At 70.5% G+C, this 20,119-nt stretch carries 19 protein-coding genes; 10 read left to right on the forward strand and 9 right to left on the reverse strand.

Going from position 1 to position 20,119, the window contains the following annotated elements:
* Positions 1–113 precede the first annotated feature (113 nt).
* Together radA and disA are read left to right on the forward strand one after the other, a co-directional pair.
* The gene (gene radA / locus ACFV9M_RS25185; RefSeq protein WP_385065882.1) at positions 114–1,523 is read left to right on the forward strand and encodes a DNA repair protein RadA; all 1,410 of its coding nucleotides are present in this window, start codon (positions 114–116) and stop codon (positions 1,521–1,523) included.
* 81 nt (positions 1,524–1,604) lie between these two features.
* The gene (gene disA, locus ACFV9M_RS25190; RefSeq protein ID WP_385065885.1) at positions 1,605–2,729 is read left to right on the forward strand and encodes a DNA integrity scanning diadenylate cyclase DisA; all 1,125 of its coding nucleotides are present in this window, start codon (positions 1,605–1,607) and stop codon (positions 2,727–2,729) included.
* 124 nt (positions 2,730–2,853) lie between these two features.
* Here the strand turns inward: disA and ACFV9M_RS25195 are convergent, their stop codons facing one another.
* The gene (locus ACFV9M_RS25195; protein ID WP_385065888.1) at positions 2,854–3,723 is read right to left on the reverse strand and encodes a hypothetical protein; all 870 of its coding nucleotides are present in this window, start codon (positions 3,721–3,723) and stop codon (positions 2,854–2,856) included.
* Between the two features lie 346 nt (positions 3,724–4,069).
* On the opposite strand from ACFV9M_RS25195, the gene ACFV9M_RS25200 reads away from it, so the two are divergent.
* The 5 genes from ACFV9M_RS25200 to cseC all read left to right on the forward strand — a co-directional run bounded on the left by ACFV9M_RS25200 (position 4,070) and on the right by cseC (position 9,058).
* Positions 4,070–5,173: an A/G-specific adenine glycosylase gene (locus ACFV9M_RS25200; RefSeq protein ID WP_385065891.1), complete on the forward strand. Its 1,104-nt coding sequence runs from the start codon at positions 4,070–4,072 to the stop codon at positions 5,171–5,173.
* 311 nt (positions 5,174–5,484) lie between these two features.
* Positions 5,485–6,027 carry a SigE family RNA polymerase sigma factor gene (locus tag ACFV9M_RS25205; protein WP_385065894.1) on the forward strand — a complete coding sequence of 181 codons (543 nt, stop codon included), beginning with the start codon at positions 5,485–5,487 and terminating at the stop codon, positions 6,025–6,027.
* Complete coding sequence (locus tag ACFV9M_RS25210) at positions 6,012–6,677, forward strand: hypothetical protein (RefSeq protein WP_385065897.1); 666 nt, start codon at positions 6,012–6,014, stop codon at positions 6,675–6,677. The genes ACFV9M_RS25205 and ACFV9M_RS25210 overlap by 16 nt, the downstream gene beginning before the upstream one ends.
* A 300-nt stretch (positions 6,678–6,977) precedes the next feature.
* Positions 6,978–7,679 (forward strand): two-component system response regulator CseB, encoded by a 702-nt coding sequence (gene cseB / locus ACFV9M_RS25215; RefSeq protein ID WP_385065900.1) that lies wholly within the window; start codon positions 6,978–6,980, stop codon positions 7,677–7,679.
* Between the two features lie 23 nt (positions 7,680–7,702).
* Positions 7,703–9,058 (forward strand): two-component system sensor histidine kinase CseC, encoded by a 1,356-nt coding sequence (gene cseC / locus ACFV9M_RS25220; RefSeq protein WP_385065903.1) that lies wholly within the window; start codon positions 7,703–7,705, stop codon positions 9,056–9,058.
* 421 nt (positions 9,059–9,479) lie between these two features.
* Here the strand turns inward: cseC and ACFV9M_RS25225 are convergent, their stop codons facing one another.
* Positions 9,480–11,075, reverse strand: a complete 1,596-nt coding sequence (locus tag ACFV9M_RS25225; RefSeq protein WP_385065906.1) for an MDR family MFS transporter — start codon at positions 11,073–11,075, stop codon at positions 9,480–9,482.
* A gap of 169 nt (positions 11,076–11,244) precedes the next feature.
* Between ACFV9M_RS25225 and ACFV9M_RS25230 the strand changes: the two genes are divergently transcribed.
* A complete protein-coding gene (locus tag ACFV9M_RS25230) occupies positions 11,245–11,838 on the forward strand; it encodes a TetR/AcrR family transcriptional regulator (RefSeq protein WP_385065909.1) in 594 nt (197 codons plus the stop codon).
* A gap of 17 nt (positions 11,839–11,855) precedes the next feature.
* On the opposite strand, the gene ACFV9M_RS25235 is transcribed toward ACFV9M_RS25230, so the two are convergent.
* Positions 11,856–12,446: a M23 family metallopeptidase gene (locus ACFV9M_RS25235; RefSeq protein ID WP_385065912.1), complete on the reverse strand. Its 591-nt coding sequence runs from the start codon at positions 12,444–12,446 to the stop codon at positions 11,856–11,858.
* A gap of 525 nt (positions 12,447–12,971) precedes the next feature.
* Here ACFV9M_RS25235 and ACFV9M_RS25240 point away from each other — a divergent pair.
* A complete protein-coding gene (locus ACFV9M_RS25240) occupies positions 12,972–13,658 on the forward strand; it encodes an HAD family acid phosphatase (protein ID WP_385065914.1) in 687 nt (228 codons plus the stop codon).
* 119 nt (positions 13,659–13,777) lie between these two features.
* Here ACFV9M_RS25240 and ACFV9M_RS25245 read toward each other — a convergent pair whose 3' ends face one another.
* Complete coding sequence (locus tag ACFV9M_RS25245) at positions 13,778–16,303, reverse strand: ATP-dependent Clp protease ATP-binding subunit (protein WP_385065916.1); 2,526 nt, start codon at positions 16,301–16,303, stop codon at positions 13,778–13,780.
* A 572-nt stretch (positions 16,304–16,875) separates the two neighbouring features.
* Between ACFV9M_RS25245 and ACFV9M_RS25250 the strand changes: the two genes are divergently transcribed.
* Entirely contained in the window at positions 16,876–17,418 is a 543-nt protein-coding gene (locus ACFV9M_RS25250; protein ID WP_385065919.1) for an SCO3374 family protein, read from the forward strand.
* On the opposite strand, the gene ACFV9M_RS25255 is transcribed toward ACFV9M_RS25250, so the two are convergent.
* The 5 genes from ACFV9M_RS25255 to ACFV9M_RS25275 all read right to left on the reverse strand — a co-directional run bounded on the left by ACFV9M_RS25255 (position 17,397) and on the right by ACFV9M_RS25275 (position 20,019).
* Entirely contained in the window at positions 17,397–17,732 is a 336-nt protein-coding gene (locus tag ACFV9M_RS25255) for an Lsr2 family protein (protein WP_385065922.1), read from the reverse strand. The genes ACFV9M_RS25250 and ACFV9M_RS25255 overlap by 22 nt on opposite strands.
* A 224-nt stretch (positions 17,733–17,956) precedes the next feature.
* The gene (locus tag ACFV9M_RS25260) at positions 17,957–18,490 is read right to left on the reverse strand and encodes an amino-acid N-acetyltransferase (protein WP_385065924.1); all 534 of its coding nucleotides are present in this window, start codon (positions 18,488–18,490) and stop codon (positions 17,957–17,959) included.
* Positions 18,491–18,499: 9 nt separating this feature from the next.
* Entirely contained in the window at positions 18,500–18,928 is a 429-nt protein-coding gene (locus ACFV9M_RS25265) for a BlaI/MecI/CopY family transcriptional regulator (protein WP_385065927.1), read from the reverse strand.
* 137 nt (positions 18,929–19,065) lie between these two features.
* Complete coding sequence (locus ACFV9M_RS25270) at positions 19,066–19,245, reverse strand: hypothetical protein (RefSeq protein ID WP_385065930.1); 180 nt, start codon at positions 19,243–19,245, stop codon at positions 19,066–19,068.
* 75 nt (positions 19,246–19,320) lie between these two features.
* Positions 19,321–20,019, reverse strand: coding sequence for a hypothetical protein (locus tag ACFV9M_RS25275; protein WP_385066093.1), 699 nt, complete (start codon positions 20,017–20,019; stop codon positions 19,321–19,323).
* Positions 20,020–20,119 lie beyond the last annotated feature (100 nt).

A 20,119-nucleotide genomic window follows, 5' to 3' on the forward strand; every position in this document is an offset into this window, starting at 1 on the left:
CGCCTCGATCCCGCCTCGATCCCGCCTCGATCCCGCCTCGATCCCGCCTCGATCCGGTGCCGCTCCTCCGCGCGCCCGGCCGGTTGTCAGTCCCGGCGGTTACGGTTTCCTCCATGGCTGCCCGTACGAAGACCACCAAGGACCGCCCGTCCTACCGCTGCACCGAATGCGGCTGGCAGACGGCCAAGTGGCTCGGCCGCTGCCCCGAATGCCAGGCATGGGGCACGGTCGAGGAGTACGGCACGCCCGCCGTCCGTACGACGACGCCGGGGCGCGTCACCACCTCCGCCCTGCCCATCGGCCAGGTCGACGGCCGTCAGGCCACCGCGCGCCCCACCGGCGTGCCCGAGCTGGACCGCGTCCTCGGCGGGGGGCTGGTCCCCGGCGCGGTCGTCCTCCTCGCCGGCGAGCCGGGCGTCGGCAAGTCCACGCTCCTGCTCGACGTGGCCGCCAAGTCGGCGAGCGACGAGCACCGCACGCTCTACGTGACGGGCGAGGAGTCCGCGAGCCAGGTCCGCCTGCGCGCCGACCGCATCGGCGCCATCGACGACCACCTGTACCTGGCCGCCGAGACGGACCTGGCGGCTGTCCTCGGTCACTTGGACGCCGTGAAGCCGTCGCTGCTGATCCTCGACTCGGTGCAGACGGTGGCCTCCCCCGAGATCGACGGAGCGCCCGGGGGCATGGCCCAGGTCCGCGAGGTGGCGGGCGCCCTCATCCGCGCCTCCAAGGACCGCGGCATGTCCACGCTGCTCGTGGGCCACGTCACCAAGGACGGCGCGATCGCCGGCCCACGCCTGCTGGAACACCTGGTGGACGTCGTCCTGCACTTCGAGGGCGACCGGCACGCGCGCCTGCGCCTCGTGCGGGGCGTCAAGAACCGCTACGGCGCCACCGACGAGGTCGGCTGCTTCGAACTCCATGACGAGGGCATCACGGGCCTGGCGGACCCCAGCGGACTCTTCCTGACCCGTCGTGACGAACCGGTCCCCGGCACCTGCCTGACGGTCACCCTGGAGGGCCGCCGTCCCCTGGTCGCCGAGGTGCAGGCACTCACGGTCGACTCGCAGATCCCCTCCCCCCGCCGGACGACGTCCGGCCTGGAGACGTCCCGTGTCTCGATGATGCTCGCGGTCCTGGAGCAGCGCGGCAGGATCAGCGCGCTCGGAAAGCGGGACATCTACTCCGCGACGGTCGGCGGAGTGAAGCTCTCGGAGCCCGCGGCGGACCTGGCGATCGCCCTCGCGCTGGCCTCCGCGGCGAGTGACACCCCGCTGCCCAAGAACCTCGTCGCGATCGGCGAAGTCGGCCTCGCGGGCGAGGTCAGACGGGTCACGGGCGTCCAGCGCCGGCTGGCGGAGGCCCACCGTCTGGGCTTCACGCACGCCCTAGTGCCGGGCGATGCCGGCAAGATCCCTTCCGGGATGAAGGTGCTGGAAGTCGCGGACATGGGGGACGCCCTGCGGGTCCTGCCGCGCTCCCGTCGCCGAGACGCCCCACGGGACGAGGAGGACCGCCGGTAGACTTTGCCCTGGTCTCGCCCGTCCGTACGAACCGAGTGCGCGAAACGGGAGCGTCCCAGACCCCGCGACCGGAGGAGTGCAGTGGCAGCCAACGACCGGGCGGCAGCTCCCGGAAAGTCCGGTGGGAGTTCCGGTGCCGACGGCCTGATGCGCGCCGCGCTGAGCGCGGTGGCCCCCGGCACGGCTCTGCGTGACGGCCTCGAGCGGGTTCTCCGCGGCAACACCGGAGGGCTCATCGTGCTGGGCTCGGACAAGACGGTCGAGCCGATGTGCACGGGCGGCTTCGTCCTGGACGTCGAGTTCACCGCCACCCGCCTGCGCGAGCTGTGCAAGCTCGACGGCGGCATCGTGCTCTCCTCCGACCTGTCCAAGATCCTCCGGGCCGGTGTCCAGCTGGTGCCGGACCCCACGATCCCGACGGAGGAGACGGGCACCCGCCACCGCACCGCGGACCGCGTCAGCAAACAGGTCGGCTTCCCGGTCGTCTCGGTCTCCCAGTCGATGCGGCTGATCGCGCTGTACGTCGACGGCCAGCGCCGCGTCCTGGAGGACTCGGCGGCGATCCTGTCCCGCGCCAACCAGGCCCTCGCCACCCTGGAGCGTTACAAACTCCGCCTCGACGAGGTCGCGGGAACGCTGTCGGCACTGGAGATCGAGGACCTGGTGACGGTCCGGGACGTCTCCGCGGTGGCCCAGCGTCTGGAGATGGTGCGCCGCATCGCCACCGAAATCGCCGAGTACGTGGTCGAACTGGGTACGGACGGCCGTCTCCTCGCCCTCCAGCTCGACGAGCTGATCGCCGGCGTGGAACCCGAGCGGGAACTGGTGGTCCGGGACTACGTCCCCGAGCCCACGGCCAAGCGCTCCCGCACGGTCGACGAGGCGCTGCACGAACTGGACGCCCTGTCCCACGCCGAGCTCCTGGAACTCTCCACGGTGGCACGCGCGTTGGGTTACACCGGCTCGCCCGAGGCCCTCGACTCGGCCGTCTCGCCGCGCGGCTTCCGCCTCCTGGCCAAGGTCCCGCGGCTCCCCGGAGCGATCATCGACCGCCTGGTGGAGCACTTCGGCGGCCTCCAGAAGCTCCTCGCCGCCAGCGTCGACGACCTCCAGACGGTCGACGGCGTGGGCGAGGCGCGGGCACGCAGCGTCCGCGAGGGACTCTCACGACTGGCGGAGTCCTCGATCCTGGAGCGGTACGTCTGACGACGGAGCGGTACGTCCGACGGCCCGAGCGGTACGTCCTACCGGCGGAGCGGCACGCCCGGTCGGCGGGTGAGCCGGCGGCGTATCCGGGGCTCCGGACACGGCCCGACGCGCCGCCCCCGCCTCAGTCGGCCTCCAGCACGAACGACGTCTGCGCCTTCGCGAAGCCCGGAGCCTTCGCCTCCACCAGATACGTCCCGGCTCCCGCCACCCCGGCCGGAGGCGTCGCGCACTCCGCGGCACTGGGCTTGCGGTCCCACTTCAGGGTGTAGGTGAAGGTGCCGCCCGCCGGCACGCGGTACAGCACGCTTCCGGAGACCGCGGGGCAGTCGGCGGACGACCAGTAGTCGTCCTCGGCGGTCGCCTGAGTGATCGTCAACACCGCGTTCTCCGACCCGAGATCGACCTTGCAGTCGTTGTCCGAGGAGTTCTTCGCCGTCAGTTGGAACGTGGGCGTCTGATCGGGCGAGTACGTGTTGCGGACGCTGCGCAGGCTCAACGTGACCACGCTGGCGGTGCAGTCGGGCAGAGTGGTCCCGGCCGGCAGCGCCGCGGACGAACCCGTTCCGACGGAGCCGCTGCCGGAACCGCCGGAGCCCGCCGAGCCCGCTCCGCCACTCGTGCCGGAACCTCCCGATCCGGAGCCGCCGCCCGATCCCGCGTCCGAACCGGCCCCACCGGACCCACCGGACCCACCAGTGTCACTGGAGCTGCCGGAGCCGCCCGACCCACCGGAGCCCTCGTCGCCCGACTCGTCGCGCCCGCCGGGGTTCTGACTGATCGCCGGCCCCGATCCCGACGGCCCCGGCGTGATGGAGGACGCCGGATTCTTGCCGTTGCCCCCGTCTGCGCCGTTGTCGCCGCCACCCCCGCCCGAGGTGACGATCCATGCGATCAGCAGCGCCAACAGGGCTGCCACGGACAGCAGTACAGCCCTCCGTCGCCAGTAGATGGAGGAGGGAAGCGGCCCGACCGGATTGCGCAGAGATCCCACGGCGCAAACTGTACGAGAGATCATCGCGTTCGCTGGCCCCACCCGCCGCCACGACCACAACTTTTCCGGATCATCATCCCGGACAGGGCGGCCCCGCCCCCGACTTGCGCCTCTCGCCCGTACGGCCGGTCACCACGCGTGACGGCTCACGACGGAACGTCCACGCTCGGTGACGTCGACGATGTTTCGCATTCGCATGCCTTGCAGCTTTGGCCATGGCTATCGGCCGACCGTCGGCGAGCCGCTCCGCGCCCATGCCGCCGCATGTCCGTGGACGCTCCGCGCCCACGCCGCCGGGTGGCGGTACGCGCGCGTGCCCCGGTGCGCATGGCAGGATCGAAAGGCCATGACTGCGCCCACGAAGCCCCCGCACAGCAGCCCCACCGACGCCGACGCCGTCCCCGGACCCCCTTCCGGAGAGCAGTCGCCCTCCGCCCCCACCGCCGGGACGACCACCGCACCCACCGCCGGGACGACCACCGCACCGTTCACCGGGACGACCACCGCACCGACCACCGGAACGCTCGCCGGTACCGCCGCCGGGAAGGTCTCCGGTACCGCCGCCGGGAAGGTCTCCGGCACGCACCTGCACTCCCCCGTGATCGACTGGTTCGACGACAACGCCCGCGACCTGCCCTGGCGGCGCCCGGAGGCCGGCGCCTGGGGCGTGATGGTCAGCGAGTTCATGCTCCAGCAGACGCCGGTCAGCCGTGTCCTGCCGGTCTACGAGCAGTGGCTGGCGCGCTGGCCGCGCCCCGCCGACCTGGCCGCGGAGGCGCCCGGCGAGGCCGTCCGCGCGTGGGGCCGGCTCGGCTATCCCCGCCGCGCCCTGCGCCTGCACGGCGCCGCGGCGGCCATAACGGAACGGCACGGCGGCGACGTACCGTCGGACCACGCGCAACTGCTGGCGCTCCCCGGCATCGGCGAGTACACGGCCGCCGCCGTCGCCTCCTTCGCGTACGGCCAGCGGCACGCCGTCCTGGACACCAACGTGCGCCGGGTCTTCGCACGCGCGGTGACCGGCGCGCAGTACCCGCCGAACGCCACGACGGCCGCCGAACGCAGGCTGGCGCGCGCCCTGCTCCCCGAGGACGAGAGGACCGCCGCCCGCTGGGCCGCCGCGTCCATGGAACTCGGGGCGCTCGTGTGCACGGCGAAGAACGAGACCTGCCACCGCTGCCCGATCGCCGCACAGTGCGCCTGGCGGCTCGCGGGCAAGCCGGAGCACGACGGTCCGCCCCGCCGGGGGCAGACGTACGCCGGGACGGACCGGCAGGTGCGGGGCAAGCTGCTCGCCGTGCTGCGCGACGCGCACGCGCCCGTGCCGCAGTCCGCCCTCGACCGGGTCTGGCACGAGCCGGTGCAACGCGCGCGTGCCCTGGACGGGCTCGTCGCGGACGGTCTGGTGGAGCCGCTGCCCGGCGGTCTCTACCGCCTCCCGCTGACCTGACACACGGTCACGTCACAGACGGCGGCCTCTTCCTCGGCCCGCAACCGGCCGTTCGTCACGCCTCTCCCCACCCACCCGCCCGACACATCACCCCATAACCGCACCATACGGTTCGCGTCTTTACCCTCGCCCTACTTCCGTTACACAACCGACGGACAGCCGAGGGGTGGCCGCAGGCTGCCTCGGACAGTGCCGTGACAACACCTCCGTAGCGTCGTTCGCGTGCCCGGCAACGGCACGCGGACCACAGACCAGAAGCGGGAAACCGGCGGCGTCGGCCGACCGGCACGGGGACACGGAGGCGGTTGATCATGGCGCAGGGCGAGGTGCTCGAGTTCGAGGAGTACGTCCGCACCCGGCAGGACGCGCTGCTGCGCAGCGCCCGTCGGCTGGTACCGGACCCGGTCGAGGCACAGGACCTGCTCCAGACCGCGCTGGTCCGGACGTACGGCCGCTGGGAGGGCATCGCGGACAAGCGGCTCGCCGACGCCTACCTGCGCCGAGTCATGATCAACACGCGGACGGAGTGGTGGCGGGCCCGGAGGCTGGAGGAGGTGCCCACCGAGCAGTTGCCGGACGCCTCCGTGGAGGACTCCACCGAGCAGCACGCGGACCGCGCCCTGCTGATGGACGTGCTGAAGGTGCTCGCTCCGAAGCAGCGCAGCGTCGTCGTCCTACGGCACTGGGAGCAGATGTCCACGGAGGAGACGGCCGCCGCCCTCGGCATGTCGGCCGGAACGGTCAAGAGCACGCTGCACCGGGCGCTCGCCCGGCTCCGCGAGGAGCTGGAAGCCCGCGATCTCGACGCACGCGCGCTGGAGCGTGAGGAGCGGGAGCGTTGCGCGGCGGCCTGACCGAGGCCCGGCCCACGACACCGGTCCGGGGCACCGTCCAGGCGGCGACCACGGCGGCGGGCGTGCTCGCCGCCCTCGCCTTCGTCGTCTCCGCGTGCGCCACCGGCGGCACCGGCGCCCGCGACGAGGGGCCGGCTCGCGGCGACGCGGTCGTCGGCGCCGCCACGACCTCCCCGTCGGCCGCTTCCACCGACGCCTCCGACCGGGTGGACGCGGTCCGGCTCGTCAAGGAGGACCCCGCGGTCTCGGCGGAGGTCAAGCGCGGGCTGAAGCCGTGCGCCGGCGACGAGTACCCGGTCGACGTGTCCTACGGCGATCTCACCGGCGGTTCCGGCCGCGACATCGTCGTGAACGTACTGACCTGCGGCGACGCCGTCGGTGTCGGCTCGTACGTGTACCGGAGGGCCGACGGCCGCTATGAGAACGTGTTCCAGGCCGAGGAGCCCCCGGTGTACGCGGAGATAGACCGCGGCGACCTGGTGGTCACCGAGCAGGTGTACGAGAAGGGCGACCCGGTCTCCAGTCCGTCCGGCGAGAACGTGATCACGTACCGCTGGACCGCGGACCGCTTCGTCCAGGAGTACAGCTGGCACAACGACTACAGCGGCGTCGTCGGCGGGGACGACCCGACGGAGTCCGACGGGGGCTGAGCCCGGGTGGGGCAGGCCGAGACGGGCAGGGCCGGCTGACCCCGAAAGCAGGCTGAGACGGGCAGGGGCGGGGATCAGCCCGGGCCGGCTGAGACGGGAGGGGCGGGTTCTGCCCGGGGCCGCGGAAGCGGCGGCCGGAGCGGCGGCCGGAGCGGCGGCCGGGGCGAGGGGCGCTCGGGCGGAGGACGCGGAAAAAAATCTCCCGTCGCGTGAACCGTTCGGGCCGCCCGGTCCGATGAACCAGTGAACGACATGCCGACAGAAGTACGGCCGACACCCACGAGGACTGAGAGCACCGGGATGGCAGACCAGACCCACGTCCTGTTCGTCGAGGACGACGATGTCATCCGCGAGGCCACCCAGCTCGCCCTGGAGCGGGACGGCTTCGCGGTCACCGCGATGCCCGACGGCCTGTCCGGCCTGGAGGCGTTCCGGGCCGACCGCCCCGACATCGCGCTGTTGGACGTCATGGTGCCCGGCCTGGACGGCGTGAGCCTGTGCCGGCGCATCCGCGACGAGTCCACCGTGCCGGTGATCATGCTCTCCGCGCGCGCCGACTCCATCGACGTCGTCCTCGGTCTGGAGGCCGGTGCCGACGACTACGTGACCAAGCCGTTCGACGGAGCCGTCCTGGTCGCCCGCATCCGCGCCGTCCTGCGCCGCTTCGGGCACGCGGGCGGCGGCGACCGCACCGAGCCAGACGACTCTCCCGCGGGCGGGGTGCTGACCTTCGGCGAGCTGGAGGTCGACACCGAGGGCATGGAGGTGCGCCGGGCCGGACGGCCGGTGGCCCTCACCCCCACCGAGATGCGTCTGCTGCTGGAGTTCTCCTCCGCCCCGGGCACGGTCCTGTCGCGGGACAGGCTCCTGGAGCGCGTCTGGGACTACGGGTGGGGAGGCGACACCCGGGTCGTCGACGTCCATGTGCAGCGGCTGCGGACCAAGATCGGCCAGGAGCGCATCGAGACGGTCCGCGGCTTCGGCTACAAACTGAAAGCCTGAGCGGGACGGGTGTGGACGGGGGTATGCGGGGGATGTTGCGGCACCTGGTTCCGGTCCGCGGGGAGCGCGCGGGCATGTGCACCGGCCTGCGGTGGAAGCTGAGCGCGGCCATCGCGCTGGTCGGTGCGCTGGTGGCGGTCGCGCTCAGCCTGGTGGTCCACAACGCGGCCCGGGTGTCCATGCTGGACAACGCACGCGACCTCGCCGACGAACGCATCCAGATCGCCCAGCGCAACTACGGCGTGTCCGGACGCGCCAACTTCCCCAGCATCGAGATCGACGACCCCCGTCTGCCGACGGAGCTGCGGAAGAAGGTCGAGGAGGGCCGACGGGCGACGTTCGTCTCCGAGCACGCGGGCGGCGCGCCGAGCATCTGGGCGGCCGTGCCGGTCAAGGACGGCCATGTGCTCTCCCTCCACACCGGTTTCACCGACCGCAGCACGGACATCCTCAAGGACCTCGACCAGGCCCTGGTGATCGGCTCCATCGCGGTCGTCCTGGGCGGCAGTGCGCTCGGTGTGCTCATCGGGGGGCAGCTGTCCCGCCGGCTGCGCAAGGCGGCGGCCGCCGCCAACCAGGTCGCCAAGGGCGAGACGGACGTCCGGGTACGGGACGCCATCGGCGGAGTCGTCCGGGACGAGACCGACGACCTGGCGCGGGCGGTCGACGCCATGGCGGACGCCCTCCAGCAGCGGCTGGAGGCCGAGCGCAGGGTCACCGCCGACATCGCGCACGAGCTGCGCACACCCGTGACAGGACTGCTCACCGCCGCCGAGCTGCTGCCGCCGGGCCGGCCCACGGAGCTGGTCCTGGACCGGGCCCAGGCCATGCGCACCCTCGTCGAGGACGTACTGGAGGTGGCCCGCCTCGACGGCGCCTCGGAGCGCGCGGAGTTGCAGGACGTGCTGCTGGGCGAGTTCGTCACCCGGCGCGTCGCGGCCAAGGATCCCGCGGTCGAGGTCCGTGTGGTGCACGAGTCGATGGTCACCACCGATCCCCGGCGTCTGGAGCGCGTGCTGTTCAACCTGCTCGCCAACGCCGGCCGGCACGGCAGACCGCCCGTCCAGGTCACCGTGGAGGGCCGGGTGATCCGGGTCCGCGACCACGGCCCCGGCTTCCCCGAGAGCCTGCTCGCCGAGGGCCCGAGCCGCTTCCGTACCGGCAGCAGCGACCGTGCCGGCCACGGCCACGGGCTCGGCCTGACCATCGCCGCGGGCCAGGCCCGCGTCCTGGGCGCCCGGCTCACGTTCCGCAACGTACGGCCGGCCGGGGCGCCGGAGCACATACCCGCCGACGGCGCCGTCGCCGTCCTGTGGCTACCGGAACACGCGCCGACGAACACGGGGAGCTACCCGATGCTGCCGCCGTCCGGGCAGTAGACCACCGTTCGGGCAGTGGACCACTGTCCGAGCCGTAACCACTGTCCGAGCAGTAGCGATCCCGCGCGCGAACCTCACCGGCCCGGCGACTCCGTCGGTTCCGGCGACCCCGGCGACCCCGACGCCCCCGACGCCCCGGGCCGATCCGGCAACCCCGGCGACCCCAGCGCCCGGGGACGATCCGGCAAGCCCGGCGACTCCCCCAGGACGATCCGGCACCCCCGGGCAGCTCCGGTAAACATCGGCGACCCGGGCGGCGGCTCGGACGTGCACCGGCTCCGGCGGCCTCGGTCCAGGTCCCCGCTCCTGCGACAGGAAAGGCCCCCTGAAGCGGTCACCCGCCGGGGCCTTCGGTGAGACCGGGCTTGCCCGCCGCCCGTCGACGCGGGCGGCGCGGCACCGGTCTCGTCATGCCGGTCGGTCAGACGGACTCCGCCACCGGCGTCTTCGGCGCGGCGGCCCCGTCCGCGGGCCCCTCCGGCTTCGGGCCGGCTCCCCGCAGCGGAACCTCCTTGACGAAGAAGGCCGCCACCAGCGCGATCACGGCCACCACCGAGCCGAGGAGGAACGCCGCGTGGGTCCCGTCGGAGACCGCGTACTGGTAGGCCTCCCGGGCCGCCGCCGGAAGCTCGGCGAGGCTGGCCGCGTCCAGTTGCGCGGACTGCTCGGTCACCGCGGAGCCCAGCGCGCCGGCCCGCTCGGCCATGACGTCCTCGACCCGGCTGTTGAACAGCGCGCCCATGATCGCGACACCGAAGGAGGAGCCGAGCGTACGGAAGAGGGTGGTCGACGAGGAGGCGACCCCCATGTCCCGCATCTCCACGCTGTTCTGCGCGACCAGCATGGTGATCTGCATCAGGCAGCCCATGCCGAGACCCACGACGGCCATGAACACGCCGGAGGTGAGCCGGGAGGTCCCGGTGTCCATCGTGGACAACAGGTACAGCCCGACGATCATCAGGGCGCCGCCGACGATGGGGAAGATCTTGTAGCGGCCGCTGTTGGTGGTGATGCGGCCCGCGACGATCGAGGTTACGAGCATCGCGCCGAGCATCGGCAGGAGCAGCAGCCCGGAGTTGGTCGCGGACGCGCCCTGCACGGACTGCTGGTACAGCGGCAGGAAGAGGGTGGCGCCGAACATCACGAAGCCGGTGATGAAACCGATGAGGGACATCAGCGTGAAGTTGCGGCTGCGGAAGATGTGCAGCGGCACGATCGGCTCGGCGGCCCTGGTCTGCCAGAACACGAACCCGACCAGGGTGGCGACACCGATGCCGATCAGCTCCATGATCCGCGCGGAGCCCCAGGCGTACTCCGTGCCGCCCCAGGTGGTGACGAGCACGATGGCCGTGATGCCGATGGTCAGCAGCGCGGCACCCAGGTAGTCGATGCGCGCCTGGGATCGCTTCCTCGGCAGGTGGAGGACGGCGGTGATGAGGCCCAGGGACACGATGCCGAGCGGCAGGTTGATGTAGAAGGCCCAGCGCCAGCCCCAGTGATCGGTGATGGTGCCTCCGACGAGCGGCCCGCCGATCATCGCGATCGCCATCACTCCGGCCATCATGCCCTGGTACTTGCCGCGCTCCCGCGGCGGGACCAGGTCACCGATGATCGCCATGACGCCGACCATCAGTCCGCCGGCGCCCAGACCCTGAACGGCGCGGAACGCGATCAGCTGGCCCATGTCCTGGGCCATGCCGCTCAGCGCCGACCCGATCAGGAAGATCACGATCGAGCTCAGGAAGGCGCCCTTGCGCCCGTACATGTCGCCGAGCTTGCCCCAGATCGGGGTGGAGGCGGCGGTCGCGAGGGTGTACGACGTGACCACCCACGACAGGTGCTCCAGGCCTCCGAGCTCACCCACGATCGTCGGCATCGCCGTGCCCACGATCATGTTGTCGAGCATCGCGAGCATCATCGTGATCATGAGCGCGAGCATGACGACGCGTACGCTCTTCGGTTCTCTCGCAGCCGGCTCGACGTCGGCGCCCGTCTGTTTGCTTGGTGTGTCCGCCATCATTCCCACTCCCCCAGGGCGGCTACTTACTTGCCGCCCGGCTAGTTCACTACACTGGGAAAGTAGACCCCTAACTAGCCGGTCGTCAAGTAAGTTCCAGCCCGGGCGGAGGGTAAGTTTTTCTTACCGAGTCGTGGGCGAGTGTCGCGGCAGCGCGAGGAGTACGAGGATGGACGTCACCATGGACGGCACCAGGCGGCAGCGCCGAGGCAACACCCGCCAGCGCATTCAGGACGTGGCCCTGGAACTCTTCGCCGAGCAGGGCTACGAGAAGACCTCGCTGCGCGAGATCGCCGAGCGCCTGTCGGTCACGAAGGCGGCCCTCTACTACCACTTCAAGACCAAGGAAGAGATCGTCGTCAGCATCTTCACGGATCTGTCCAAGCCGATCGAGGACCTGATCGAGTGGGGCAAGACGCAGCCGCACACCCTCGAGACCAAGCGGGAACTCGTCCGCCGCTACAGCCAGGCCCTCAACGACGCCACGCCCCTCTTCCGGTTCATGCAGGAGAACCAGGCGACGGTGCGGGAGTTGCAGATCGGGGAGTCCTTCAAGGACCGTATGCGCAGTCTGCGCGACATCATCATCGACCCGGACGCCCCCCTGGCCGACCAGGTCCGCTGCGTCAGCGCGATCTTCACGCTGCACGCCGGCATGTTCTTCCTCCAGGACATCGAAGGCGACCCCGAGGACAAGCGCGAAGCTGTCCTCGGGGTCGCCATCGATCTGGTCACCCAGGCCCATCAGGGCACGCGGCCCTAGGGCGGAGACCTCTCAGGTCAGATACCGAGACCCTTGGCCCGCAGGAACGCGACCGGGTCGATCGCCGAGCCGTAGTTGGGGGTCGTACGGATCTCGAAGTGCAGGTGCGGGCCGCTGGAGTTGCCGGTGTTGCCGGACAGGGCGATGCGCTGACCGGTCTTGACGATCTGGCCGACCTTCACCTCGACGCGCGACAGGTGGGCGTACTGGGAGTACGTGCCGTTGCCGTGCTTGATGACGATGGCGTTGCCGTAGGCGGGGCCGTCGCCGGCACCGTTGCCGCCGGCCTTGACCACGGTGCCGCCGTGCGCGGCCACGACCTTGGTGCCGCTCGGGACGGCGAAGTCCTGCCCGCTGTGGGTGGACTGCCACATGGCGCCGGCCTGGTGGAAGCTGGCGGACTTGGTGTACTTCGCGACCGGCTTGACCCAGCCGGTGGAGGCGGCCGCCTTCACCGCGGACTGGGTGGTGGGCTGAGCGGCGGGCTGGACGGCGGACGCCACCCCGCTCCCGAGCACGACCGAGGCGCCGAGAGCGGCGGCCCCGACCGCCACGCGGGTGCGGAACAGGGACGTACGGGAAGAACGGGACGTGACGCGCTGGAACATCGAAACCTCATGGGGGCCGGGGGCAGAGAAAACCACCCGACGGACGTCCGCCGGATGGGCCATTCCTTGGTAACCCCCAGGCCCCGAAAGCCCCAAACATGTGATCTACGACGGAAGCTAGTAGATCGCCATGAAAGCATGCACTTCTTGACAGTTCACTCTTTGCCCCCACTTCCGCCAAATGCCCGCAAAACGCACACAGTAGGCACAGGCACTTGAGGCTTTTGCCCGTTTTGCAGGGACCAAGTGTGCCACTAATCCGGCTAGTAACGGACATATCGCCTGTGCGGCATGTCACCGGCCGCCCGCCCGCAGGCACTTCGGAATGTGACGGGGGCTACTCGACCGCTACTCCCTTCCCCCTTCCCCGAGTTGTGACCCGCGCCACGATCACGCGCGCGGGGCTGTGACCGGGCTCTCAGGGTGCATTACCGTCCAGTAACCCGCTGGTTCCCCTCACGCCATCCCCCTCGATGAGCATGCTCACGACACCCGCAGCGCCATGGACGCGAGAGGACCCCCACCATGAGCAGAGGCAGCTGGACGCGCCGTATCGCCCTGACCGCCGCGGCCTCGGCCGCAGTCACCGCGATGGCCGTCCCGGCCGGCGCACAGGCCGCGACGGCCACCGGCACCTCCACCGCCACCACGGCCACCAGCACCACCACCACGGCCGCCACCGCCACCACGGCCGCGGCGGCGACCGCAGCCGCGGCAGCCGTGGACTACGACACCTGGCAGGCGGACTGCCAGGCCGTGATGGACCAGGCCCTGCCCTACCTGAAGCAGCGCATCGCCTCCCCGGTACCGGGCGAGAAGCAGGCGATCGTCTTCGACGTGGACAACACCACGCTGGAGAGCGACTTCGGCTTCAGCTACCCGCAGCCGGCCAACGCCCCCGTCCTCGACGTCGCCGAGTACGCGCAGGAGCACGGTGTCGCGCTGTTCTTCGTCACGGCCCGCCCCGGGATCATCGCCTCGGTGACCGACTACAACCTCCGGCACGTCGGCTACCAGGTCTCCGGCCTCCATGTCCGCGGCTTCCTGGACCTCTTCGAGGACGTCGCCGACTACAAGACCGCCCAGCGCGTCGACATCGAGGCCAAGGGCTACACGATCATCGCGAACATCGGCAACAGCGCCACCGACCTGTCCGGCGGCCACGCCGAGAAGACGTTCAAGCTGCCGGACTACGACGGGCAGTTGTCGTAGCCGACGACGGGCGGTCGTCACCCGAGGCACGCGGAAGGGGCCGGTGCTCGTGAGAGCACCGGCCCCTTCTGTCAGGTCCGTCGGGTTCCGTCAGGTCGCCCGGGCGAACTCCGGGACGGTCACGCGTCCTTGCTCAGGTTCGGCCCGGCACCGCCGGCCGCCTGCTCGATCGGCGGGACGTCCGGCAGGGCCGACTTCTCCTCACCCCGGAAGGTGAAGGTCTTGGTCTCGCCCTCGCCCTCGGTGTCCACGACCACGATGTGACCGGGGCGCAGCTCGCCGAAGAGGATCTTCTCCGAGAGCGTGTCCTCGATCTCGCGCTGGATGGTGCGGCGCAGCGGACGCGCACCCAGCACGGGGTCGTAGCCCTTCTTGGACAGCAGTTCCTTGGCGGACTGGGAGAGCTCGATGCCCATGTCCCGGTCCTTCAGGCGCTCGTCGACCTTGCCGACCATCAGGTCGACGATCCGCAGGATGTCCGCCTGCGTCAGCTGCGGAAACACGACGACGTCGTCGACGCGGTTGAGGAACTCGGGCCGGAAGTGCTGCTTCAGCTCGTCCGAGACCTTGTTCTTCATGCGCTCGTAGTTGGTCTTCGTGTCGCCCGCGGCCGCGAAGCCGAGGTTGAAGCCCTTGGAGATGTCCCGGGTGCCGAGGTTGGTCGTCATGATGATGACCGTGTTCTTGAAGTCCACGACCCGGCCCTGGGAGTCGGTCAGTCGACCGTCCTCCAGGATCTGCAGCAGCGAGTTGAAGATGTCCGGGTGGGCCTTCTCGACCTCGTCGAAGAGCACGACGGAGAACGGCTTGCGGCGGACCTTCTCGGTGAGCTGGCCGCCCTCTTCGTAGCCCACGTATCCGGGCGGGGAACCGAAGAGACGCGACACCGTGTGCTTCTCGCTGAACTCCGACATGTCGAGGGAGATCAGCGCGTCCTCGTCGCCGAAGAGGAACTCGGCGAGCGCCTTGGACAGCTCGGTCTTACCGACACCGGACGGGCCGGCGAAGATGAACGAACCACCGGGGCGCTTCGGGTCCTTCAGACCGGCGCGGGTACGGCGGATCGCCTTCGACAGCGCCTTGACGGCGTCGTTCTGGCCGATGACCCGCTTGTGGAGCTCGTCCTCCATGCGGAGCAGGCGGCTGGACTCCTCCTCGGTCAGCTTGAAGACCGGGATGCCCGTCGCCGTGGCGAGGACCTCGGCGATCAGCTCGCCGTCGACCTCGGCGACGACGTCCATGTCGCCGGCCTTCCACTCCTTCTCCCGCTTGGCCTTGGCGGCCAGGAGCTGCTTCTCCTTGTCGCGGAGGGAGGCGGCCTTCTCGAAGTCCTGCGAGTCGATCGCGGACTCCTTGTCACGGCGGACGCCGGCGATCTTCTCGTCGAACTCGCGCAGGTCCGGCGGAGCGGTCATCCGGCGGATGCGCATCCGGGAACCGGCCTCGTCGATCAGGTCGATCGCCTTGTCCGGCAGGAAGCGGTCCGAGATGTACCGGTCGGCCAGGGTGGCGGCCTGGACCAGCGCCTCGTCGGTGATGGAGACGCGGTGGTGGGCCTCGTACCGGTCGCGCAGACCCTTGAGGATCTCGATGGTGTGCGGCAGGGACGGCTCGGCGACCTGGATGGGCTGGAAGCGGCGCTCGAGGGCCGCGTCCTTCTCCAGGTGCTTGCGGTACTCGTCCAGCGTCGTGGCGCCGATGGTCTGGAGCTCACCGCGGGCCAGCATCGGCTTCAGGATGGAGGCCGCGTCGATGGCGCCCTCGGCGGCACCCGCACCGACCAGCGTGTGGAGCTCGTCGATGAACAGGATGATGTCGCCGCGGGTGCGGATCTCCTTGAGCACCTTCTTCAGGCGCTCCTCGAAGTCACCGCGGTACCGGGAGCCGGCGACCAGCGCGCCGAGGTCCAGGGTGTAGAGGTGCTTGTCCTTGAGGGTCTCGGGCACCTCGCCCTTGACGATGGCCTGGGCGAGACCCTCGACGACGGCGGTCTTGCCGACACCGGGCTCACCGATCAGGACCGGGTTGTTCTTGGTACGGCGGGACAGCACCTGCATGACCCGCTCGATCTCCTTCTCGCGCCCGATGACCGGGTCGAGCTTGGACTCACGAGCGGCCTGGGTGAGGTTCCGGCCGAACTGGTCGAGGACCAGGGACGTCGAGGGCGTGCCCTCGGCAGGCCCGCCGGCGGTGGCGGTCTCCTTGCCCTGGTAGCCGGAGAGCAGCTGGATGACCTGCTGCCGCACCCGGTTGAGATCTGCACCCAGCTTGACCAGGACCTGGGCGGCGACGCCCTCGCCCTCACGGATCAGGCCGAGCAGGATGTGCTCCGTGCCGATGTAGTTGTGGCCCAGCTGAAGGGCCTCGCGGAGCGACAGCTCCAGGACCTTCTTGGCACGGGGGGTGAAGGGGATGTGCCCGGACGGGGCCTGCTGCCCCTGCCCGATGATCTCCTCCACCTGCTGGCGGACCGCCTCGAGCGAAATCCCGAGGCTCTCAAGGGCCTTGGCGGCGACACCCTCACCCTCGTGGATCAGGCCCAGGAGGATGTGCTCGGTGCCGATGTAGTTGTGGTTGAGCATCCGGGCTTCTTCCTGAGCCAGGACGACAACCCGCCGCGCGCGGTCGGTGAACCTCTCGAACATCGTTAATCGCTCCTCAGAGCGGTCAGGCAGTGGGGGGAACTTCCCCTCCCTGTCCTTCCGCAGCTTAGTCCCGCAAGCGGGGACCGCTCATTCCAACTGCCGACACCGTCGATGGCCTCCTGACCCCGAACGCCGACATCTGCTCCAACCCGATGGTGCGAGACGATGTTCCCGCAGGCCAGGCAGTTACCCCCTTCGCCAGTACGCCGATGGCGAACGTGAGACGTCCTGTTCTGCGTGTCGCCCCCTCTCACTAGGGATGTCTTACCCGCTGCTACGGACAGTCCATGCCGCGTGCACCGGTTCCCTCCGCTATGGGCGAACAACCTCACGCCCCCCGGCATCCCCGCACGCCCCCCCATTTCGGCACACAGGGCATCCGCGTGAATACACAGCGTAACCTGTGAGCCTTTCGGACGGTTGCGCTTGGCATGGCTGGCCGAGTCCCCCCGGACGCCCTTCCGAACCGCCGCCCGGACACCGTCCCGGACACCATCCCGGCCACTCCCGTCACAGCTGATACGACCGATACCGCCGATGCAGCTGATACGGATGCAGCTGATACGACCGATATGACCAATACATCTGATACAGCCGCTCTTGTCCGCGGCTGGTACGAGAACGAACTGGGATGGGCGACGGTGCCCGGGACGCCGGTGCGGCTCGCGGTCGGCGTGCGCTTCGACGTCCTGGAGGTGCCGGCCGAGGCGGGTCACGCGGCTCTGCGGCGCCTGGATCCGGGCTCTCCCGTGGCCGTCCAGGGGAAGTGGTTGCGGCTACTGGTGGCCGCGGGCAGCACGGGAGAGCTGCCGGGGATCCTTCAGTGGCTCGACTGGGGGGCGCTGCCGCTGGACCTGCGGGCGATCGGGGCGGGCGGCGTCATCAAGGCGCCCCTGCCCCCGGGCGCGGAGTCCGCCGGGACTGCGCAGGGGGCCGCCCTGTGGGTACGGCCCCCCGTGGCCGGGCGTGAGATCGAGGCCTCATTGGCGACGGTGTCGGCCCTGGGGGGCGGTGGGGGCGCCCCCGATCTGGTGCGGTGGGTGGACACGCTGGCGACGCAATGTCACCGTGTCCGGCTGCGGCGCGCCTGCGCTCAGCCGTTGGCCTTCTCGTAAGCCTCGCGAATGGACGCGGGAACGCGGCCACGGTCGTTGACCTCGTAACCGTTCTCCTTCGCCCATGCGCGGATCTGCGCGGTGTCCTGGCTGCCACCGGAAGCGGCGCGCGTCTTTCCGCGTCCGCCCGAAGCGCGGCCACCGGTACGACGGCCACCCTTCACATAGGGGTCGAGAAGGCCGCGCAGCTTGTCCGCATTGGCCGTGGTGAGATCGATCTCGTAGGTCTTGCCGTCCAGCGCGAACGTAACGGTCTCGTCCGCCTCGCCGCCGTCGAGGTCGTCGACAAGAAGGACCTGAACCTTCTGTGCCACCGGATTTCCTTTCATCGATAACGTGAGGGCCGGGGGTCTGCGGCGTCCGCCGTTTCGCCGCCCCTGTTATATGCAGTACTGCAGTACGTCGGAAAGCAAACCGCTTTTGCTGGAAAAACACAAACCCCCGGCAGAGGCCTGCGGCCCGCCCCCGTCCGGAAAGATGCGCGTTTCGGACATAGGGCACCCGGGCAAGGGTGGCCGGCCCGGAATGGACTAGACGATCACAGATGCAGAAGCATCCGGCTGTTGCCCAAGGTGTTCGGTTTCACTCGTTCGAGTCCGAGGAACTCCGCGACGCCCTCGTCATAGGAACGCAACAGCTCCGCGTAGACATCGGTGTCGACCGGCGTCTCGCCGATCTCCACGAAGCCGTGCTTGCTGAAGAAGTCGACTTCGAAGGTCAGGCAGAAAACGCGGCGAACGCCCAGCCAGCGGGCGGTGTGCAGCAACTTCTCCAACAACTGGTGACCCACGCCGGCGCCCTTCAGCCCGGGCTTCACCGCGAGAGTGCGGACTTCCGCGAGGTCTTCCCACATCACGTGCAGGGCGCCGCAGCCGACGACCTCGGCGTTGTCGTCCCGTTCGGCGACCCAGAACTCCTGGATGTCCTCGTAAAGAGTCACCGTCGCTTTGTCGAGCAGGATGCGGTCGCGGACGTACGCGTCAAGGAGACGGCGGACGACGGGGACATCGCTGGTCCGGGCCCGGCGGACGGTGATGGCTTTAGCGCTGACTTCGGGGCTCCGTGCAGACATGTGCGGACGCTATCGCCCGTCGGTCGCGGTTGCCGAGCCGGGGTTCTGGTTCTCCCCGGCACTCGCCGGCCGGGGGGCTTCGGACGTTTCCGGACCTTGGACGATGCGCACCGCGTCCCGCAGGGCGTGCCGCTGTTCCTCGCTCATCATCCCGAAGAAGGCGACGAGAGCGGCGGCGGGGTTGTCGCTCTGCGCCCAGGCGTCGTTCATCAGGGCGGCGGCGTAGGCGGCGCGGGTGGAGACCGCCTCATATCGATAGGCCCGGCCTTCCGCCTCACGGCGCACCCAGCCCTTCTGATGGAGATTGTCCAAAACGGTCATCACCGTGGTGTAGGCGATGGACCGTTCCTGCTGGAGGTCTTCCAGGACTTCTCGAACGGTCACCGGGCGGTTCCACTTCCACACCCGCGTCATGACCGCGTCTTCGAGTTCTCCCAATGGGCGAGGCACACCTCAGAACAATAGTGGGAGATCTCGCTCATCGCGTGCCGGACGTGCATGTTCCCTGCTGAAGGCGAACAAAAAGGGCGTACGGCTGCCGGGGGGCTGCCGTACGCCGTGCGGGCGCGTCCTGGTCAGGCGTCGGGCTGGGCGGAGGGCCGACGGGCCCCCTCCGTGCGCGCGAGGGCGGCGTCTACGGCCGCGTCCTCCTTGGCCTTGTTGGCCCCACCCTGGGTCTTCACGATCACCCTGACCACACCGATGAAGAACGCCGCCATGACGACGGGGGGCACGAGCGCGGAGACGTAGTCCATGGCTCCAGGGTAGCCAGGGGGAAGGGGGGCACCGGGGCGGGGTCGGGTGCGGCGGGGCACCCCGGTGCCGTTTTCTCAGCAGACCGCGAGCCGCCGCTTCCCGGACCCGGCGGGCGGCGGGGCCGGCTTGCGGCGCGGGAAGACCTCGCCCGGCGTGGGGACGGGCCGGCGCGGGGGCTCGGGTGCGGCAGGCTTCACGGGCACGGGGCCGGGAGCCGGGTGGGGTGCGGCGGGCCGCTCGGCGGGCTTCTTCCCCGGCTCCCCCTCCGTACCGCCCGCGGCCACGGCGACCCGGCCGCCGGGCACCCGGTCCACGGCCCCCGTACGGCCCCCGGGCAGGGCCAGGAGGCGCGTACGGGACGCCGGCACCACGCCGGCCACCGGAACGGCCCGGCGAGCCGTCCGGCGCGCCAGACAGGCGCGTACGTCCTCTTCCGCGAGGACCTGGCAGCGGGCCAGGAGGGCGGCCGCCGCCGGGTTGCCGCGCAGGGCGCGCAGGGCGGCGAGGTCGTCCGCGCCGGGCCGGTGACCGGTGGCCAGGACCTCTTCCAGCAGCGTGAGGTATCCGGCAGCGGTGCCGGGCAGGGCGGCTCGGTACCGGGCGAGGTCGGCCACCAGGAAGGCCCGCAGCCGGGAGGCCTCGCGCACCGCCTCGTCGAGGGACTCGGCGAGGCGGTGACAGTCCTGGACGTCCTCGGCCGAGGCGGGGCCGGGGTGGAGGGCGAGGGCGAGAGCGCGGCGGAGCACACGCAGCTCCTCCGCGCCGAACGCCATGCCGCCGCGGGATCCGTATGGCGTGGGCATGCGGCGACGATACGCGCTAATCGGACAATCCCTGCACAACGGTCAGATGTGGCGTGCCCGAATCCACCCG

Source organism: Streptomyces sp. NPDC059895, from assembly GCF_042731035.1.
Lineage (GTDB): Bacteria > Actinomycetota > Actinomycetes > Streptomycetales > Streptomycetaceae > Streptomyces.

Coding starts and splice junctions, on each gene's coding strand:
- ACFV9M_RS25275 (WP_385066093.1), bottom strand. CDS start 20,019: ATGGCGTTCGGCGCGGAGGAGCTGCGTGTGCTCCGCCGCGCTCTCGCC.
- ACFV9M_RS25225 (WP_385065906.1), bottom strand. CDS start 11,075: ATGGCGGACACACCAAGCAAACAGACGGGCGCCGACGTCGAGCCGGCT.
- ACFV9M_RS25235 (WP_385065912.1), bottom strand. CDS start 12,446: ATGTTCCAGCGCGTCACGTCCCGTTCTTCCCGTACGTCCCTGTTCCGC.
- radA (WP_385065882.1), top strand. CDS start 114: ATGGCTGCCCGTACGAAGACCACCAAGGACCGCCCGTCCTACCGCTGC.
- cseB (WP_385065900.1), top strand. CDS start 6,978: ATGGCAGACCAGACCCACGTCCTGTTCGTCGAGGACGACGATGTCATC.
- cseC (WP_385065903.1), top strand. CDS start 7,703: ATGCGGGGGATGTTGCGGCACCTGGTTCCGGTCCGCGGGGAGCGCGCG.
- ACFV9M_RS25205 (WP_385065894.1), top strand. CDS start 5,485: ATGGCGCAGGGCGAGGTGCTCGAGTTCGAGGAGTACGTCCGCACCCGG.
- ACFV9M_RS25200 (WP_385065891.1), top strand. CDS start 4,070: ATGACTGCGCCCACGAAGCCCCCGCACAGCAGCCCCACCGACGCCGAC.
- ACFV9M_RS25270 (WP_385065930.1), bottom strand. CDS start 19,245: ATGGACTACGTCTCCGCGCTCGTGCCCCCCGTCGTCATGGCGGCGTTC.
- ACFV9M_RS25250 (WP_385065919.1), top strand. CDS start 16,876: ATGACCAATACATCTGATACAGCCGCTCTTGTCCGCGGCTGGTACGAG.
- ACFV9M_RS25230 (WP_385065909.1), top strand. CDS start 11,245: ATGGACGTCACCATGGACGGCACCAGGCGGCAGCGCCGAGGCAACACC.
- ACFV9M_RS25245 (WP_385065916.1), bottom strand. CDS start 16,303: ATGTTCGAGAGGTTCACCGACCGCGCGCGGCGGGTTGTCGTCCTGGCT.
- ACFV9M_RS25260 (WP_385065924.1), bottom strand. CDS start 18,490: ATGTCTGCACGGAGCCCCGAAGTCAGCGCTAAAGCCATCACCGTCCGC.
- ACFV9M_RS25240 (WP_385065914.1), top strand. CDS start 12,972: ATGAGCAGAGGCAGCTGGACGCGCCGTATCGCCCTGACCGCCGCGGCC.